The 16504-nt window shown below is 62.5% G+C and carries 16 protein-coding genes and 3 pseudogenes; 5 read left to right on the forward strand and 14 right to left on the reverse strand.

Annotated features, from left to right (window positions below; translation table 11 throughout):
* Window positions 1-127: 127 nt before the first annotated feature.
* Both gcvP and gcvH read right to left on the reverse strand, forming a co-directional pair.
* A complete protein-coding gene (gene gcvP / locus ACW9UL_RS06445; protein ID WP_457789579.1) occupies window positions 128-2980 on the reverse strand; it encodes an aminomethyl-transferring glycine dehydrogenase in 2853 nt (950 codons plus the stop codon).
* A 9-nt stretch (window positions 2981-2989) separates the two neighbouring features.
* A complete protein-coding gene (gcvH, locus tag ACW9UL_RS06450) occupies window positions 2990-3373 on the reverse strand; it encodes a glycine cleavage system protein GcvH (RefSeq protein WP_457789581.1) in 384 nt (127 codons plus the stop codon).
* 361 nt (window positions 3374-3734) lie between these two features.
* Here gcvH and sodC point away from each other — a divergent pair, with 361 nt between their 5' ends.
* Window positions 3735-4286, forward strand: coding sequence for a superoxide dismutase [Cu-Zn] SodC (gene sodC / locus ACW9UL_RS06455; RefSeq protein ID WP_457789582.1), 552 nt, complete (start codon window positions 3735-3737; stop codon window positions 4284-4286).
* Window positions 4287-4532: 246 nt separating this feature from the next.
* Here the strand turns inward: sodC and gcsR are convergent, their stop codons facing one another.
* Window positions 4533-6053: a transcriptional regulator GcsR gene (gene gcsR / locus ACW9UL_RS06460; protein WP_457789584.1), complete on the reverse strand. Its 1521-nt coding sequence runs from the start codon at window positions 6051-6053 to the stop codon at window positions 4533-4535.
* Between the two features lie 73 nt (window positions 6054-6126).
* Between gcsR and ACW9UL_RS06465 the strand changes: the two genes are divergently transcribed.
* The gene (locus ACW9UL_RS06465) at window positions 6127-6324 is read left to right on the forward strand and encodes a hypothetical protein (protein WP_122109852.1); all 198 of its coding nucleotides are present in this window, start codon (window positions 6127-6129) and stop codon (window positions 6322-6324) included.
* A 77-nt stretch (window positions 6325-6401) separates the two neighbouring features.
* On the opposite strand, the gene ACW9UL_RS06470 is transcribed toward ACW9UL_RS06465, so the two are convergent.
* Window positions 6402-7097 carry an endonuclease gene (locus ACW9UL_RS06470; protein WP_457789586.1) on the reverse strand — a complete coding sequence of 232 codons (696 nt, stop codon included), beginning with the start codon at window positions 7095-7097 and terminating at the stop codon, window positions 6402-6404.
* Between the two features lie 135 nt (window positions 7098-7232).
* On the opposite strand from ACW9UL_RS06470, the pseudogene ACW9UL_RS06475 reads away from it, so the two are divergent.
* Window positions 7233-7518 (forward strand): annotated as a pseudogene (locus ACW9UL_RS06475) (helix-turn-helix domain-containing protein).
* A gap of 299 nt (window positions 7519-7817) precedes the next feature.
* On the forward strand, window positions 7818-9020 hold the full coding sequence (locus tag ACW9UL_RS06480) for a tyrosine-type recombinase/integrase (RefSeq protein ID WP_457789588.1): 1203 nt from the start codon (window positions 7818-7820) through the stop codon (window positions 9018-9020).
* Window positions 9021-9027: 7 nt separating this feature from the next.
* Here ACW9UL_RS06480 and ACW9UL_RS06485 read toward each other — a convergent pair whose 3' ends face one another.
* The 3 genes from ACW9UL_RS06485 to ACW9UL_RS06495 form a co-directional block, all read right to left on the reverse strand.
* Entirely contained in the window at window positions 9028-9234 is a 207-nt protein-coding gene (locus ACW9UL_RS06485) for a helix-turn-helix transcriptional regulator (RefSeq protein ID WP_082457817.1), read from the reverse strand.
* Window positions 9235-9636: 402 nt separating this feature from the next.
* Window positions 9637-10212: a VapC50 family PIN domain-containing toxin gene (locus ACW9UL_RS06490; RefSeq protein ID WP_457789590.1), complete on the reverse strand. Its 576-nt coding sequence runs from the start codon at window positions 10210-10212 to the stop codon at window positions 9637-9639.
* Complete coding sequence (locus ACW9UL_RS06495; protein ID WP_457789592.1) at window positions 10209-10676, reverse strand: helix-turn-helix domain-containing protein; 468 nt, start codon at window positions 10674-10676, stop codon at window positions 10209-10211. Before ACW9UL_RS06495 ends, ACW9UL_RS06490 begins: the two co-directional genes overlap by 4 nt.
* 413 nt (window positions 10677-11089) lie before the next feature.
* Here ACW9UL_RS06495 and ACW9UL_RS06500 point away from each other — a divergent pair, with 413 nt between their 5' ends.
* The gene (locus ACW9UL_RS06500) at window positions 11090-11614 is read left to right on the forward strand and encodes a helix-turn-helix transcriptional regulator (protein WP_457789594.1); all 525 of its coding nucleotides are present in this window, start codon (window positions 11090-11092) and stop codon (window positions 11612-11614) included.
* A 14-nt stretch (window positions 11615-11628) separates the two neighbouring features.
* On the opposite strand, the gene ACW9UL_RS06505 is transcribed toward ACW9UL_RS06500, so the two are convergent.
* From ACW9UL_RS06505 to parA, 7 genes and pseudogenes are all read right to left on the reverse strand, one after another.
* A complete protein-coding gene (locus tag ACW9UL_RS06505; protein ID WP_457790919.1) occupies window positions 11629-11886 on the reverse strand; it encodes a helix-turn-helix transcriptional regulator in 258 nt (85 codons plus the stop codon).
* Between the two features lie 53 nt (window positions 11887-11939).
* Window positions 11940-12068 (reverse strand): annotated as a pseudogene (locus ACW9UL_RS06510) (nuclease); the annotation flags it as partial.
* A gap of 154 nt (window positions 12069-12222) precedes the next feature.
* Complete coding sequence (locus tag ACW9UL_RS06515) at window positions 12223-13557, reverse strand: type II toxin-antitoxin system HipA family toxin (protein ID WP_457789596.1); 1335 nt, start codon at window positions 13555-13557, stop codon at window positions 12223-12225.
* 2 nt (window positions 13558-13559) lie between these two features.
* Window positions 13560-13820 carry a type II toxin-antitoxin system RelB family anti-toxin gene (gene relB, locus ACW9UL_RS06520; RefSeq protein WP_021443029.1) on the reverse strand — a complete coding sequence of 87 codons (261 nt, stop codon included), beginning with the start codon at window positions 13818-13820 and terminating at the stop codon, window positions 13560-13562.
* A 565-nt stretch (window positions 13821-14385) separates the two neighbouring features.
* The gene (locus ACW9UL_RS23180) at window positions 14386-14586 is read right to left on the reverse strand and encodes a S26 family signal peptidase (protein WP_522731732.1); all 201 of its coding nucleotides are present in this window, start codon (window positions 14584-14586) and stop codon (window positions 14386-14388) included.
* A gap of 299 nt (window positions 14587-14885) precedes the next feature.
* Window positions 14886-15119 carry a hypothetical protein gene (locus tag ACW9UL_RS06525; protein WP_457789598.1) on the reverse strand — a complete coding sequence of 78 codons (234 nt, stop codon included), beginning with the start codon at window positions 15117-15119 and terminating at the stop codon, window positions 14886-14888.
* Window positions 15116-15679 (reverse strand): annotated as a pseudogene (gene parA / locus ACW9UL_RS06530) (ParA family partition ATPase); the annotation flags it as partial. The gene ACW9UL_RS06525 and the pseudogene parA, both read right to left, overlap by 4 nt.
* Window positions 15680-16504: the final 825 nt, after the last annotated feature.

Here is a 16504-nt window from a genome sequence, read left to right on the forward strand (position 1 = left end):
TGAGGCCCTCTTTATCGTTTTTCTCGGGATGCAGTCGGCCCGCCCCGGTGAGGGGAGCCGAATAGAAACTGGGTAGAGCGATGAACCTTCCCTCTCCCGCACGCGGGAGAGGGAAGGTTATGGGCGCTTACGCGTCCTGATACGCCTCGATGGACGGGCAGGCGCAGACCAGGTTGCGGTCGCCGTAGACGTTGTCCACGCGGCCGACCGGCGGCCAGTACTTGGCCTCGATCAGGCTCGCCAGCGGGTACACTGCCTGCTCGCGGCTGTAGGCGTGGTGCCATTCGCCGACCAGTTCCAGGGCGGTGTGCGGGGCGTTCTTCAGCGGGTTGTCGTCTTTATCCAGGCGGCCCTGCTCGACCGCGCGGATTTCCTCGCGGATGGCGATCATGGCGTCGCAGAAGCGATCCAGCTCTTCCTTGGATTCGCTCTCGGTCGGCTCGATCATCAGGGTGCCGGCCACCGGGAAGGACATGGTCGGGGCGTGGAAGCCGAAGTCGATCAGGCGCTTGGCCACGTCGTCGACGCTGATGCCGCTGCTGTCCTTGAGCGGACGGATGTCGAGGATGCACTCGTGCGCCACCAGGCCGCCTTCGCCGGAGTACAGCACCGGGTAGTGCTCTTCCAGACGACGGGCGATGTAGTTGGCGTTGAGAATGGCCATCTGCGACGCGCGCTTGAGGCCGTTGCCGCCCATCATGGTGATGTACATCCAGGTGATCGGCAGGATGCTGGCGCTGCCGAACGGCGCGGCGCTCACCGCACCTTCCTTGCGTGCCATGTGGCCATGGCCCGGCAGGAACGGCGCCAGGTGCGACTTGACGCCAATCGGGCCGACGCCCGGGCCGCCGCCGCCGTGCGGGATGCAGAAGGTCTTGTGCAGGTTCAGGTGCGACACGTCGCCGCCGAACTGACCCGGCGCGCAAAGGCCGACCATGGCGTTCATGTTGGCGCCGTCGATGTACACCTGGCCGCCATTGTCGTGGATGATCTGGCAGATCTCGCGGATGCCTTCCTCGAACACACCGTGGGTGGACGGGTAGGTGATCATGATCGCAGCCAGACGATCCTTGTGCTCTTCGGCCTTGGCCTTCAGATCGGCGATGTCGACGTTGCCGCGCGCATCACAGGCGGTCACCACCACGCGCATACCGGCCATGGAGGCGGTCGCCGGGTTGGTGCCGTGGGCCGATTGCGGGATCAGGCAGATGTCGCGCTGATCGTCGCCGCGGCTCAAGTGATAGGCACGGATGGCCAGCAGGCCGGCGTACTCGCCCTGGGAGCCGGCGTTGGGCTGCAGCGACACGGCGTCGTAGCCGGTGGCGGCGCAGAGCATGGCTTCCAGTTCGTTGGTCAGCTGGGTATAGCCGGCGGCCTGCTCGACCGGAGCGAAGGGGTGCAGGTTGCCGAATTCCGGCCAGGTGACCGGGATCATCTCGCTGGCGGCGTTGAGCTTCATGGTGCAGGAACCCAGCGGGATCATGCTGCGATCCAGGGCCAGGTCCTTGTCGGCCAGCTTGCGCAGGTAGCGCATCAGTTCGGTTTCGCTGTGGTAGCGGTTGAACACCTCGTGCTGCAGGATGGCCGACTGGCGCAGCAGGTTCTGCGGCAGGCGGCTGGCGATCTGTGCGGCCAGGTCGGCGACGGCAGGGGTGGCCTGATCGCCGGCGAACAGTGCCAGCAGCGCCTCGACGGCGGCCTGGTCGGTGGTTTCGTCCAGCGACAGACCCAGACGCTCGGCGTCGATCTCGCGCAGGTTGATGCCGGCGGCACGGGCCTTGGCATGCAGCTCGGCGGTCTTGGCGCCGGTCTTGATGCTCAGGGTGTCGAAGAAGTGCTGCTGCTCGACGCTGTGGCCCAGCTTGGTCAGGCCCAGGGCGAGGATGGCGGTGAAGCCGTGTACGCGCTGCGCGATCTCGGTCAGGCCTTTCGGGCCGTGGTACACGGCGTACATGCTGGCGATGTTGGCCAGCAGCACCTGGGCGGTACAGATGTTACTGGTGGCCTTCTCGCGGCGGATGTGCTGCTCGCGGGTCTGCATGGCCAGGCGCAGGGCCGGCTTGCCGAAGCGGTCGACCGACATGCCGACCAGGCGGCCCGGCATGTCGCGCTTGAACGCGTCGCGGGTGGCGAAGTAGGCGGCGTGCGGGCCACCGAAGCCCAGCGGCACACCGAAGCGCTGGGCGCTGCCCAGGGCGACGTCGGCGCCGAACTCGCCCGGCGGGGTGAGCAGGGTCAGGGCCAGCAGGTCGGCGGCCACGGCCACCAGGGCGCCCGCAGCGTGGAAGCGCTCGACCAGGGCGCGGTAGTCGAAGATGTCGCCATTGCTCGCCGGGTACTGCAGCAGGGCGCCGAAGTAGGCGCTGGCATCGGTGATGGCGGCTTCGTCGCCGACCTCGATATCGATGCCCAGCGGCTCGGCACGGGTGCGCAGCACGTCGAGGGTCTGCGGGTGGCAGTGCTGGGAGGCGAAGAAGGTATTGCTGGCCTTGTTCTTCGACAGACGCTTGCAGAAGGTCATGGCCTCGGCGGCGGCGGTGGCCTCGTCGAGCAAGGAGGCGTTGGCGATCTGCATGCCGGTGAGGTCGCTGATCAGGGTCTGGAAGTTCAGCAGCGCTTCCAGGCGGCCCTGGGAAATCTCCGGCTGGTACGGGGTGTAGGCGGTGTACCAGGCCGGGTTTTCCAGCAGGTTGCGCAGGATCGGGCTCGGCGTGTGGGTGCCGTAGTAACCCTGGCCGATGTAGTTCTTGAACTGCTGGTTCTTCGCGGCGATGGCCTTGATCTTGGCCAGGGCGTCAGCTTCCGACAGGCCCGGCTGCGCGCCGAGGATGCTGGTGCCCTTGATGCTCTCGGGAATCACGGCATTGGTCAGCGCGTCCACCGAGTCATAGCCAAGCAGTTCGAGCATGGCGGCGGTGTCGGCATCGCGCGGGCCGATGTGGCGGGCGATGAATTCGTTCTGGGTATCGAGCTTGGTCATGGCGGTCACTCAGGCGTCGACATTGGCGTTCAACAGACGATCATAGCCGGCCTTGTCCAGCAGGTCGGCCAGCACGGCGTTGTCGGCCAGGCGCATGCGGAAGAACCAGGCCTTGTCCAGCGGCGACTCGTTGACCAGCTCCGGGCTGCCTTCCAGCTCGGCGTTGACCTCGACGATCTCGCCATCCAGCGGCATGGCGATGTTGCTGGCGGCCTTGACCGACTCCAGCACGGCCACTTCCTCGCCCTGGGCGTAGGCCTGGGTTTGCGGCAGTTGCACGTAGACCACGTCGCCGAGCGCGTCCTGGGCGTAATGGGTGATGCCGACGGTTACCAGACCATCGTTGTCCAGACGCAGCCATTCGTGATCGGCGGTGAAACGCAACTCGCTCATGTCAACTCCTCAAGGGGCAAGGGTGCCCGCTTCTAGGCGGCGGGCATAAGGGGCGCCCACGCTCTGGCGGGCAAGATTGGGTAAACCCTTAGCAATGCCGGTGCCAATATAAAAATATTAAATAAAAACAAATACTTAAGTGTATTTGTGAGGCTTGTATACAGTCCAGTGGAACGATATCGCTACGAATGCTCTCGTCGCTTTTGGCAAAGTCGAGGTCGTACCAGGCGCGGCGCGGCTTTCGGTGGGTTGTTGCTGAATCGTTACGGTGGAGCGATATCGATACGGTGCGTTGGTGGAACCAGTCGTACGGACCGGCGGTCGGTTACAGGGCTACTTAAGGCAAAGGAGAGCAACTGCCATGAAACCCTTGATTCCACTGGTATTGGCCCTGTGCGGCGCAGTCGCCGCGCAGGCCAGCGACACCGTCACCGTAGTCATGGAGCATGCGACCGAGACGGGCCCCGGCTCCTCGCTGGGCATCGTGGCCATCAGGCAGTCCGCCTACGGCCTGGTGTTCACCCCGCAGCTCAGGGGGCTGGAGCCGGGCATCCATGGTTTTCACGTGCATATGCTGGCCAACTGCAACGCGGTCGAGGTGGATGGCAAGCTTACCCCGGCCGCGGCGGCCGGTGGTCACTGGGACCCGAAAAATACCGGCCGCCACGGTTTCCCCTGGGAGGACGACGCCCACCTCGGCGATCTGCCCGCGCTCCACGTGGCGGCCGACGGCAGCGCCAGTCAACCGGCGTTGGCGCCACGCTTGAAGCGCCTGGATGAACTGCACAACCGCGCGCTGATGATCCACGCCGGCGCCGACAACCATTCCGACCATCCGCTGTCCCTGGGTGGTGGCGGTGCGCGGGTCGCCTGCGGGGTGATCAAGGTACCGACCAGTTCCGAGCCGATATAACCCGCCGCGGCCTATCGCGGCAGCCCGAGGTATCGGGGGAACGGGGGCGGGCCGCGCAGGTTAGCGGCGCCAAGCTCCGAACGTTCTGACACCTCGCTCGTGGCGCGCCGCGTAACCCTCCAGGCGATCTTTCGGCGTGGCGCCAATGGTGGGTTACGGTGCGGCAGAAATTGCGGGGGGCATCAGTACAAAGACAGGCGCCTAAGCCACCCTACAGGGTGCGCGGTCCGCTTATTGACCCTGGTCTCAGTGCTTGTCCGGTATTCCGTACTTGCGCAGGCGCTTGGCGATGGCGGTATGCGAGGTGCCTAGGCGCGCGGCCAGCTGGCGGCTGGAAGGATGGCTGGCGTAGAGCTTTTCCAGCAGCGTCTTCTCGTAGTCGTCCATGGCCTGTTCCAGGCTGCCGATCTCGCCATTCAGGCGCGGCGCCACCTCGGTGCCGGCGATATCCAGATCGTCGATCTCCACCCAGTTGCTGTCGCAGATGGCGGCGGCGCGGAAGATCACGTTCTGCAGCTGGCGCACGTTGCCCGGCCAGCGATTGGCCAGCAGCGCCGGGAAGGTGGCCGGTGCCAGGCGGCAGGGCAGGCGCTGGATCTGCGCGCAGGCCTGGGCCATGAAGTGCTGGGCCAGCAGCAGGATGTCCTGGCCGCGCTCGCGCAGCGGCGGCACTTCCAGATTGAGCACGTTGAGGCGGTAGAACAGGTCTTCGCGGAAGCTGCCCTGGGCGACCATCTGCTCCAGGTCGCGGTGAGTGGCGCTGAGGATGCGCACGTTGACCCTGACCTCGCGCTCGCCGCCGACCCGGCGGAAGCTGCCATCGCTCAAAAAGCGCAGCAGCTTGGCCTGCAGGTAGGGCGACATCTCGCCGATCTCGTCGAGAAATACCGTGCCCTGGTTGGCCAGCTCCAGCAATCCCGGCTTGCCGCCGCGCTGGGCGCCGGTAAAGGCGCCGGGGGCATAGCCGAACAGCTCGCTCTCGGCCAGGTTTTCCGGCAGCGCCGCGCAGTTCAGCGCCAGGAACGGCGCGCTGCGTCGGGCGCTGACCGCGTGGCAGGCGCGCGCCACCAGCTCCTTGCCGGTGCCGGTTTCACCCTGGATCAGCAGCGGCGCATCCAGCGCCGCCACACGCAGGGCGCGCGCCTTGAGGGTGCGAATCGGTGTCGAGTCGCCGAGCAGCGAATCGAAGCCGTCGGTGTGATCGTGGTGCAGCGCCGCCAGGCGCTCGCCGATCCGGCTCGGCGCATAGAGCGTCAGCAGGCCGCCGGCCAGGCGCCGCTCCTCGGTGATCGGCTGGGCATCGAGCAGCAGCGGCTGGCCGCCGAGGGTGACTTCGCGCAGTGGCAGACGGAACTCGGCGGCGAGCAGCGCCCGCTGCAGTTCGTCGTCGGCGAACAGCGCGGCGATGCTCTGGCCGGCCGGGGCGCTGCCGCACAGCTCGACCAGTGCCGGGTTGGCCAGCAGCACGGTGGCGCGATCATCCACCGCCAGCACCGGGTCGGGCATGGCGGCGAGCAGGGCGTCGAGCTGCAGGCGGCGGCGCTGGCCGGGGAGGATATCGACCACCTGCACGCTCTGCACGCCATGCACCTGCAACAGCGCATCGCGCAGCTCGTCGAGCACGGCGGCGCTCAGGGTCGGTGCGTCGATATAGACGTTTGGCGGTACCATCTCCACCGCATCGAGGTTCAGATTGCGCCCGCCGAGCAGCGCCAGGACTTCCTGGGTAATGCCGACGCGGTCGATAAAGCTGACGTGGATGCGCATTGATGACGGTCGAAATGGGCGAACAGGCGGCGATTATGCCTGCTCCGCCCGGCATGAGGAAAAGGGCAACACCGTGAGCACAGAAAAACCGAGCCGTGCCGACTACCACCGTAAGCACCAGGGACGCGCCGAAGCCGAGGCCCAGCGCCTGCTGGCGCGCAAGGCCGAACTGCAAGGGCGCTGGCTGCCCTGGGTGGCGCAGGAGCTGTACCAGCTCAGCCCGCCGGAGTTCGTCAATATGGTGCGTCGCGAGTTGCAGCGTCTTTCATAGCCGCGATTCCGACGGCGCGGCGTGCGCACCGGCCTCATTTTCGTTGGTGCGCACTACCTGGGCGGCCCCGCGACACCCTACGACCTACGCGCGCAGCGGCTCATCTCCACCTTGCCCACATGCGGGTTGCCCCAACCCATTACACAGGCCACCTGCTGATTGCGCTGCTGCTCCCAGGGCTTGACCGGGTAGGCCTTGTCCCAGGCCTGGTAGAGCTGGCGATCCTGCCTGGACAGACGCAGCTGGTAGCGCTCGGCCATATAGAAATAGGTGCGCGCGATCATCCCGCGAATGGCCGGGCGCGGCATCACCTTGCGCGCCTTGAAATCCACCACCGTCTGGCACTGGCCGTACTGGTGCGGCTGTTGCGGCAGCCAGGCGAAGCTGTAGTTGCTGCGGTCGCCGTTGACCTCGCCGATGCTCGGTACCAGGTTGTGCAGATCGGCCTCGGCCTTGCGGAACTGCGCATCCTTGGCCGCACAGTTCTTGTGCCCTCCGTGCTGCCAGCACTGGCGCTGATGGCCGATCACCCAGGCCGGAACTATATGCTCCCACTCGATGCGCTGGGCGCGGCCCGCGTTCTTGCGCGGGCTGTAGCCGCAGGAACGCAAGTCGACCCGATTGCCGCTGTACTTGCAGCCGCAGTAGAACTCGGTGGACTGTTGCGCATACAGCGGCCAGGCCAGGCGCTTGGCCTCGGCGAAGCTGGCGGGGGCGGCGTTGAGGGAGAAGCTGGCGAGACAGCAGAGCAGGGGGATAAGGCATCGAATCATGGGGCGCCAGGGTAGCCGTCACTGCTGTCGACGTGAAGTAAAAAGTCTCTGTTTTTCAAATGCTTAGATAGTGGCAATGGGCCGCGTCAAAGCCTCGCGGCAGGCTGCTGGCAGAAGGTGGTGGCGGTAATCGCCATGGGCAAATTCGTCGAAGGTCTGCTGGAAAGCGTCCAGCAGAGGGATGAAATTCGCCGCGGCGAACCTCAGCCCTCGCGGGCGTTTACTCTGGACGCGCTGCAGGTGCGGAAAGTCTGTACAGCCACCGGAATGATCCAGGCCAAGTTCGCGGCCATCATCGATGTTCGACTCGGCTCGCTGCGTAACCGGGAACAGCGGCGGCGAACCTGGCAGCCCGGTCAGGGCGTTGCTGCGTGCGATCCACAACGACCCGAAGCACGCCATCCTGGCACTGTCCGCCTAATGGCTGGTCGATTTCGACACTTCTTCGACGCCAGCGAACCCCAGAAACGAAAAAGCCCTGTAAATACAGGGCTTTAACTTGCTGAATTCTGGAGCGGGCGAAGGGAATCGAACCCTCGTCATGAGCTTGGGAAGCTCATTTTTGCAGTTTTTTGCGTTGTGTTTGGCGGTACACAACTGGCCGTTAAAGCCAGTAAAATAGGGGCTTTCACGGGGTTTCATACTCTCGTGGTGTTTCAGGGCGTTCCTTCTTGCTTCAGGCAAACGTCCCCCAGAAACGTCCCCCAAAAAGGAATGCCAATGCTGACTGAAAAGCAGATACGTGCGCTCAAGCCCTCCGAGAAAGAATTCACCGTCACTGATGGGCGTAGTGCAAAAGGGGAAGGCGTGCTGATGCTGCGTGTGCGGCCGAACGGCACCAAAGAGTTTTACTTCCTGCGTCGTCAGGGCAGTAAGAAGATCAAGATCAAACTTGGAACCTGGCCCTCGCTCAGCCTGACCGAGGCGCGGGACAAAAGCCGGGAAGAAAAAGAGGTTCAGCTCTCTACTGGCACTTTCGGTGATCTCATGGATTCCTACGTGGCCAAGCTCAAGGCTGAGGGAGCCGCTACCGCCAAGCACGTCGAATGGTCTTTCAAGCACTATGTCAGTGAGCCCTTCCCCAACCTCGTCACACGCCCAGCAGTGATGATTGGTCCGGCCGAGATTCGGGATATCTTGGCGAAGATGATCGCCAATGGCGTGACAACCCAGACCAACCGTCTGCGTTCGCGGCTGCACGCCGCTTTTCAGTTTGCCATGCGCCAGGAGTTCAACCCGCGCAACTACCTCAAGGACGAAGTGCGCTTCGGTCTGCAGAGCAATCCAGTTGCCAGCATTCCGGTACAGGCTGACTGGGAACAACCAGGTGACCGTGCTCTTTCGGTCAAGGAGCTGGCGACGCTCTGGAATCTGCTGCCTGAACACCTTTCTCTCACCACAGCCGAGCTGCTCAAGTTCCTGATAGCTGCAGGTGGCCAGCGCCCTGAGCAACTGCTGCAGTCTGAGCGGGCTCTTTACCAGGCGGACCATGTCACTATTCGCAGCAAGAAGGGTGTGGAGGGGGAGCGCTCGCTGCATGTCGTGCCCATGAACAAGCTGATGAAAAACTGCCTGAAGGTCATGGATGAGATCAGCACAACCAGTGCATACCCGTTCCAGGGCAAGATTGAAGGACAGTCGCTCAACGTGCAGTCGCTGTCGCGTGCCGTGACCAAGCTCTATGGCCGACACACCGACAAGTTCGACGCTCCTTTCACCCTCAGGGATCTGCGTCGGACCTGCAAGACGTTGATGGGTAAGGCGGGGCTGGATAAGCAGTTGCGGGATCGGATCCAGGGACATGCGTTCAACGACGTGTCCGCAAAGCACTATGACCGTTACGACTACTTCAAGGAAAAGAAGCGCGGACTCGATCGTTGGGCTATTTGGCTGGAAAGGAACGTTATCGGTCAAAAACGCTGAAGGCCGCTCAAGCGGCCTCCTGCGGTTTCCATGTTGTCGGGCACTTCTGCCAGCGTGCTATCTCCGAAGCCCTCCAGCCGACGCGCCCAGGGGTTATGGGCACCGGTTTCGGGAAGCGCTTGGCCTTAATCTCCCTCCACAGAGTTGATCGTGCGAGGCTGGTTAGTTCGAGTACTTCGGCCTCGCGCAAGAACCTGTCCAGATCACTGTTCATAGCGAGGCCCTCGGCATGCCCTGTCGAAGGAGTTGCTGGCGTACTCGTTGCGCTGCAGTTTCAGAATTAACAGTGTTTTCATCGCTCCATGCCACCATGTCATTCCAGTGAGTCCAGCCTATGGGCGGTGTTCTTGGTGGCAAACCACCTCTGTCGCAGGTGGGCGTAGAGGACGGTGCTCAAACTCTCATCGAGTAGCTTATGAGGAGCGCCAGGTGGGGATGGAGGCAGGCCGGTCAGTGATCGAGTCGGGGCAGTTTCGGATGATGCTGGCAAGTGCCAGTTTCAATGCGGTCGATCTGGGGGGGAAGCAACGGGTTTCTGACGGATTCTCTGTCCCAGGAGCCGAAACAAGCCCCCGTAGTTGCCGGCCCGCGCAGGCGAGGTAGGCCCCAGCTCAGCTCAAATCAGCCGCTCGTACTCCGAGAGAAGCTTGACGCTCTGCGTTAGGCCTTGAACCAGAAGCCGGTCCAGAAGCTCCCGGGCGGTATGCGGGGGATTTTTCAGGGAGGCCCGTTGTGCTTGCGCTGCTTCGAGCACGGCGGCCTGATCCAAGTCGAAGAGATCGGCAATGAAGTCGTCTGGATGTACCGCCTCGATCTCAAACGGCTCCAAGACCTCAGGTGGGAAGTCCTTCAGGTTGAAAGTCACGATCACGGATGCGTTGCACTTGATTGCTGCAGCCAAGACGTGCCGATCATCTGGATCAGGGAGGTTGAGCCCTGCACACAGGGGCTCGTATCCAATGACTAAGGCATCGGGTATGGCCCTATCCATCGCGGCGGATGTTCGATCCAGTTGTGCCTGGTTCAGATCCTGCCGATTGAGTAGGAGATTCCGCTTCCATTCATCATGGATCAGGGCCGTCCAGCGCGCGCGATACAAACCAGTTAGCGCAAGATGCATGAGTAGATCGCGCAATGGCGCTGGGTAGAGGACGTTTGCGTCATACACCGCGGTAAACGGCGAGTGCCTCATTCGTACCCCATCCCCAGTTCTTGAGCTTGTGCTGCGAGCTCATCCATGGCGTGGTGGCTTTCAGCAGTCCTGCGCTGTTTGTAGCCCATGAGGTCTGCGAATTTCACTCGGCGATGACGGCCGACCTTGGTATGGGGAATGACATTCTCATCCAGCAGCTTTACCAGGTGCGGGCGCGAGACATTGAGCAGATCCGCTGCTTCTTGGGTGGTCAGCTCCGCATGGATCGGAACGACTTTCACCGCGTTCCCCATCGCCAGTTCGCTCAGGATTTCGTCAAGAAGACGCAGAGCCGAAACCGGCAATTGAACTGTGTGCGGCCGCTGCTCATCGTCCAGTATTTCAATGCGCTGGGTCTCCAGCTTGGTCGACAGGAAGGCAGCGAGCTGGCGGCGCGACTCTACGGCAGCAGCAATCTCCCTTTCGTCAGGGAGCATCGTGCGATTGAGGTCCGCGATGGTCATGGGTGTCTCCAGAGTTACTTGTGTGCACGCAGGCAGGTGTGCGGCACATCGGTGCCATTTTTATAAACGAAATAAACGAAAATCGCAATAAACGAAACGAAGTTTCTGAAGGCCTGTACGTCCAATCTCCTCTCGCTACGACTGTCGTCTCAACGGACGCGAGAAGCGCTGACGATCTGGCGCTGTGGTCCGAGTGGCATTTCCTTGGCCGCGGCCTGCGAGAAGTTACTCGGTGCCAAGCGTATGGTCGTTCAGCGTTGTGGTCCCGATGTTGAGGGGCTCGGTTTAAAATTAAAGGTTGTCAGTTGACAACCTTTTTGCCCATGCGAATACTGGAAATCACGGATCACCCGTACTTTTCACTCGAATAGAGATCGTGCAGCAGGCCGCTTAGGGCGCAGAGGAGTAGCGCTATGGAATACACCTTCACCCTGAAATACCAACTGGCCGACGATGACCGTGACCCGGCAGCGTTGGTCGAGCGCCTCGGTGAGGCCGGATGCGACGATGCCCTGATCGGCATTGGCCAACCAGGCCGGCTGGCGCTGGAGTTCACCCGTGAAGCGGAGAGCGCTGAAGCGGCTGTGCGCAGCGCACTGGCCGACGTGCGCATTGCGGTACCTTCGGCAAGGCTGATCGAGGTGGCGCCAGATCTAGTCGGTCTCACCGATGTGGCGGAGATCGTCGGCGTGTCGCGCCAGAACATGCGCAAGCTGATGTTGGCTTATCCGAGCAGCTTCCCTACACCGGTACATGAGGGCAGTGCATCGATCTGGCACCTGGCGGACGTGCTGACCTGGTTGCAGGCCAAAGGCAGCTATTTGCTGCCTGGCGATGTCTTGGATATGGCTCAGGTGGCCCTGCAGGTCAATCTAGCCAAGGAGGAACGGCGGCTAACGCGTCCCGCCAGTAAGGAACTGCAGGCACTTGTCGGATGAGGGCGGCGCCGACTTCATGCTTGGTTTGAGCCCGCCCGGACAGGGCGGGTTTTCCTCAGGTAAACATCCGGCTTGCTGATATTGACCCGAGGCGCCTGCTTGCGCTCCTTGATCCAGGCCTCTACGTCGGCCAGATCCCACACCACGCAACGCGGTATCAGGTTGAAGCGCCGGGCGAACTCACCGCGACGCTCCATTTCGTAGATCGTTGATTCAGCCAGGGGGACTATCAGCCTCAGCTCATACCTGCGGATCGTACGCTGGAAGGGCAGGGGGTTGCCCTTTGGGAACTAAGGAAGCGACTCGTAGGCTTCCGTGCCCGCACCAGCCGCACCAGGAGTTCGCCGATATGACCCTTGGTCCAGGGCGATTTGAGCAGGCCGATTAGCAGTGCAGCTGGAATGAACCAGATCGGCATGCCCCAGACCTGCGCGATGATGGGGGTGAAGTCCATTTCCTGTCCCTGGCGAGCCTGAGTTAACCGGATAGCACCGTAAGTAAGCGCAAATGGACGAACGTATTCAATGGCGGCATTCGGCTCATCGTGGCATCGCAGCGCAAGGCCGCTGAGGTGGGTGATCCGTGCTCGTTGGTCCTGCAGTATGGGCTCAGCGCTTCTTTGCGAGCAATTCAGAGCGGCCGATCACTTCTCGGCTGTGCTCTGGTTTGCGTGGCCCTGAGAATCCGGCTTCTTCGATCGCGGTATCCAAACCACGGAAATGCGGGGCGGCTTTGGGGCTGCGCAAGGTTTCCATCCCTTCGTTCCAGGCATGCACCATATGTTTGGCCACATCGCGCCAGGCGGGCTCGTTTTTCGCGGCTTCGATCACTTCTTTGCCGACCTCTACGGCGGATTCACAGAGTCGCTCGACCATGGCTGTGTACTTGCTCGGGGGAATGCCCAGCACGGCCTTGAAAAAGGTTTCCAGTGATCGACCCGGTGTCCAGGTCTGTCTTCCACCCACGGACAAACCGGGTGGGTTACTGGCGAAACGGGGGTAGGCCTGAGTGGTCACCAGGTCATAGACCGGGGTAAAGGCCACGTCAGCACGCGAAGTGTAAAACAGCGCGATGTTCTTCGAGTGGCAGTCAGCATTGCGCACCACGTAGTTGGTCAGCAGCTGCCAGCCCAGGTGTTCGCGTTGCGCTTGCAGACGGTCAGCAGGGATGTAGGGGCGCGTGGCATTCCACACCCGCTCGGTGGTGGGAGCGTACTTCTCATGGGGCGGCAAACCCAGCAGCCCACAGGCGTCTTCGACGCCGCAGCGGGGGATGCCTTGCTCGTCCACGTCGAAGCGATCCACTACCAGGACTTTGCCGTCCTTAGACATGCGACAGGCAGCGACCGGCACGACATTCAGCCGGGCCAGTACGCGCATGGTGTAGAACTCGTTGAAGCCTAGAAAAGGGGTGGTGTCGTCGGAGCCCTTGATGATGTGCAAGCCGGTGCGCAGGGTCGGTTTGCCCAGCGGCTCCCGAGGTTCGGCGGCGTCGCTGGCAATGAACTTTGGCACGACCCCCGACACGGCTACCCGGGCGTATTGCCGCACCAGTGCGGCGAACCGTTCGCTGGTGTTTTCTGCTTTGAGCAGGTGTTCTATCTCTAGCGGGGCCATCTCGACGCCAGGCTGGACGCCTTCGGCGGTAACTGAAACCCTGCCGATGCCGGTACCGCCCACCACGCTCAGCAGCGACAGGTCAGTACCATCGAGTAGCGGGCCGAATTCTTCGCGGATGACACCCAGCAAATACCCCTCGGGTAGGTTCTGCCGAAAAAACGGGAACAGGTCGCGGGGCCAGCGCCATGCTTCTTCACGAACCGGCATCGCCAGGCTGACAAAGTCTTCAGGTGCTGTGTCTGGCAGGTATTTCAGTACGTATTCATCGCGCTCCCGATAGAGCTTGGCCACCCGCCTCGAGCTGACGTGGACGTCGAGGATCATGCTCAAGCGCTCCCTGACCGCTGCTCGTTGAGGATGTCTTCAACCGTTCGTTCGTGACCGGCCTTAACTAGCTTCAAGTCATAGCCAGCCGCCTCCAGCAGTCGGACCAGTGCTGAGACGCTCATATCACCTTTGGCCAGTGTCTCCATGCGGGCCACCGTTGTGCGCGAGACACCGGCACGGCTGGCCAGCGCTTCCTGGCTCAGCTTCGCGTCACCACGCGCCTGTTTCAGCATTTCAGAAACATCGTAGAGAGAGGTCATTTGTAGCCCTTGGGCGTCAAAAATAGTTCCAGTGCCGGAAAATGTAGCTCTTGGGCTACATCCCCACAAGCATCGTCGACATGGGTTTGTAGCTCGCAGGCTACAGAATAGGTGATTCAGAGCTTTTTTGTGGCTTATGGGCTACAAGTTGCCGGGGTGACTCGGTACCTGTATCGGTTTCCGGCTGAGGTAGGGTTATCGAAGTCTGTTCCAAGCTGATCGCAATGAGGAGTGCGAGGCACGCGCCAAAGCCAGCGCTGCTGGGCGTTTGCGCTGTGCGCAGCACGCCGATGCACTCAATGGGTGCCGTCTCCAACCCCCGTGCAGACTGCTTTCCGGGCCAACGAAGTGCCGCCCCCTTTTATCTTGCCCTCCGCTTTTTCCGTGCTTTTGTGCTCCTGAGCAGGGTAATCAGGCTGGAGGATACTAAGGATCTTGCAGTCTCTAGGCGGTAGCCGAGGGCAGAGGTAACCGCAGGTCCGCAGTGCTTGAATGCGCAGGCTGAGCACACGCTATCGACATCCAGATCGACGCGATAACGGCCAGCTCATCGACACGAGCCCGATCAGAAGAGCTGCATCCGAGCGATCACCCCGTCGACAGATTCCGGGCCGAAGTGGCGACTGCTGAATGACTTCGGGTTGGTGCTGCTGAGCAGGAACAATTCATCGCCAACCAGGCGCCGGTAGGTGTGCCAGGCTGGCAACGCGCGACCCTGTCGACCTCTGCGCAAGAGCCTGGCAACAAGGACGCCATTGATGCGCACCCATCTGGCCGTCTTTCATACACATGTGCTGCGGCACCATCGCCGCCGACAACGGTGCGGTCGCCAGTGGGTGGCCGTGCTGCGCAAGCATTGCATTGCCTCTGGAGGTAGGTGAACCAGCATCAGATCGCCAGGCGCCAGTGAATTGGCCGGCGAAGTGCGATGTCAGCCGGCAGGCACGCTGTCGGACGTGTTGTAGGCCTGCTGTGGTGGCGACGTTACAAGCGTTGCCCAACCCAGGGCGAATATGGTGCCTGCGAGCAGTGTCAGCGGTCTCCATGCCTGGTGAGTCCCCGACGTCATGTCGTGGCCTGCTGCTTCAGCACTTCGCGCAGCATCTCCGCCATCGTCACGCCACGCTCGAAGGCCGCCAGCTTGATGCGCGTGCGCAGTGCTGGCGTCACGTCCAGCGTCAGCCATGCGCTGTAGCGCTCGACCTTGCCGTGATTGATGGCGGCGCCCTGGCGTATCCAGGCTTCGGCTTGCGGATCGGCCAGTGGGCGTGCACCGATACCGATGCGCTTTCCGCTCATGGCGACCACCTCAGCAGCTCGTCGACCAGGCTGCTGACCTCGCGCTCGGCGGCGCTGTCCGGTGCCAGTTCAGGTGCCAGGCGACCGGCCGCCACGCTCTCGGCGAAGACGATGCGTTGGCGTACCTCGGCCTGCAGCGCCGGCAGCGGTTGGTCGGCCAAGGCGCCGCGGGCTTCGCGGCCGATCACCGTGGTGCTGACGCGGCGGTTGATGGCAAATGCCGCGCGCAGCGTCGGCCTGAACACCTGCACTTCGCGGATCAGGTTGACCATCTCCGCGCTGGCCCAGAGGTCGTATGGGCTGGGCTGAAAAGGGATCAATACGCGATCCGCTGCCAGCAACGCCGAGCTGGCGAGGGCAGCGATGCGTGGTGGCCCATCGATGATCACGTGATCGGCACGACGAGCCAGCTCCGGGGCTTCCTGATGCAGCGTCTCCCGCGCCAGGCCGACGGCGCTGAACAGCCTGGGCAAGCCCTGCTGGCTGCGTCGCTGGGTCCAGTCCAGCGCCAAGCCCTGAGGATCGGCATCGAGCAGGATGACGTTATGGCCGGGGATCGCCCGGCCAAACAGCTCCGATCAGAGCCTGTCCACAGCAGGGGCCCTCCCCAATAACAAGTTAGAGCTTTTAAGTTAGTTAAGTTAAGGGAGGCTGGAAGCCTCGACAGCCGTGGCCTGTAGAGGAGTTCGTGCGCCTGAAGGCACGTGCGCCGCGCTCCTGATAGCACGGGCCGGCGTGCGCCTGAAAGCACGTCGCGATTCACAGCTTTTCCCGAAGTTATCCCCGTGCCGTTTACGGCACGCGCCGGAGATCCGGTCGCCTAGGGTGCAAGCGCTGCGATGTTTCAGCGGTTTCCTAGGCTGGGGTTGGCGCCGATCCCGGAGCTGGGCGTGGGCAGGCTCGAGATAACTGCGCTCAGGAGAGGCGTCACGATCTGCGGCGCATCGTTTCCGTGCTGGAGTTAGCGCCGATGGTCGCCCTCCAGGCCTGTGCGCGCTTGCCGGAAACGGCCCAGGAGCGCGTTGAGGTGCTTCAGGTGACTTGGGGAAGGGCGCAGGTGGGGTAAAGCGGCTGGAGCGTTCTAAGGGGCTCTGGAGGCGTTTCTGGCCGCTGTCGTTGAGCGTGGCTCAAGGGTGAACAGGCGGGCCTCACTGGTAGACCCTGGCCTGTTCGTGTGCGAGCTCTCGTCTCGCAGTCTCGCCCAACGTGCGGCACGTGGCGTGTGTGGCTGCAGTCTCCGAAGGTGCGGTTCTACGGCTTTCTGCATAACCGGAAAACCGAATCGGCGGATTTCCGTAAATCCGTAAAAAGCGCAGATCCGCTTCCCCACCAATCCGTAAATCCGTGGATACGGATCGACGGATTTGGGCAGAAACGTAAGACCG

Source organism: Pseudomonas sp. PL-6, assembly GCF_054110165.1.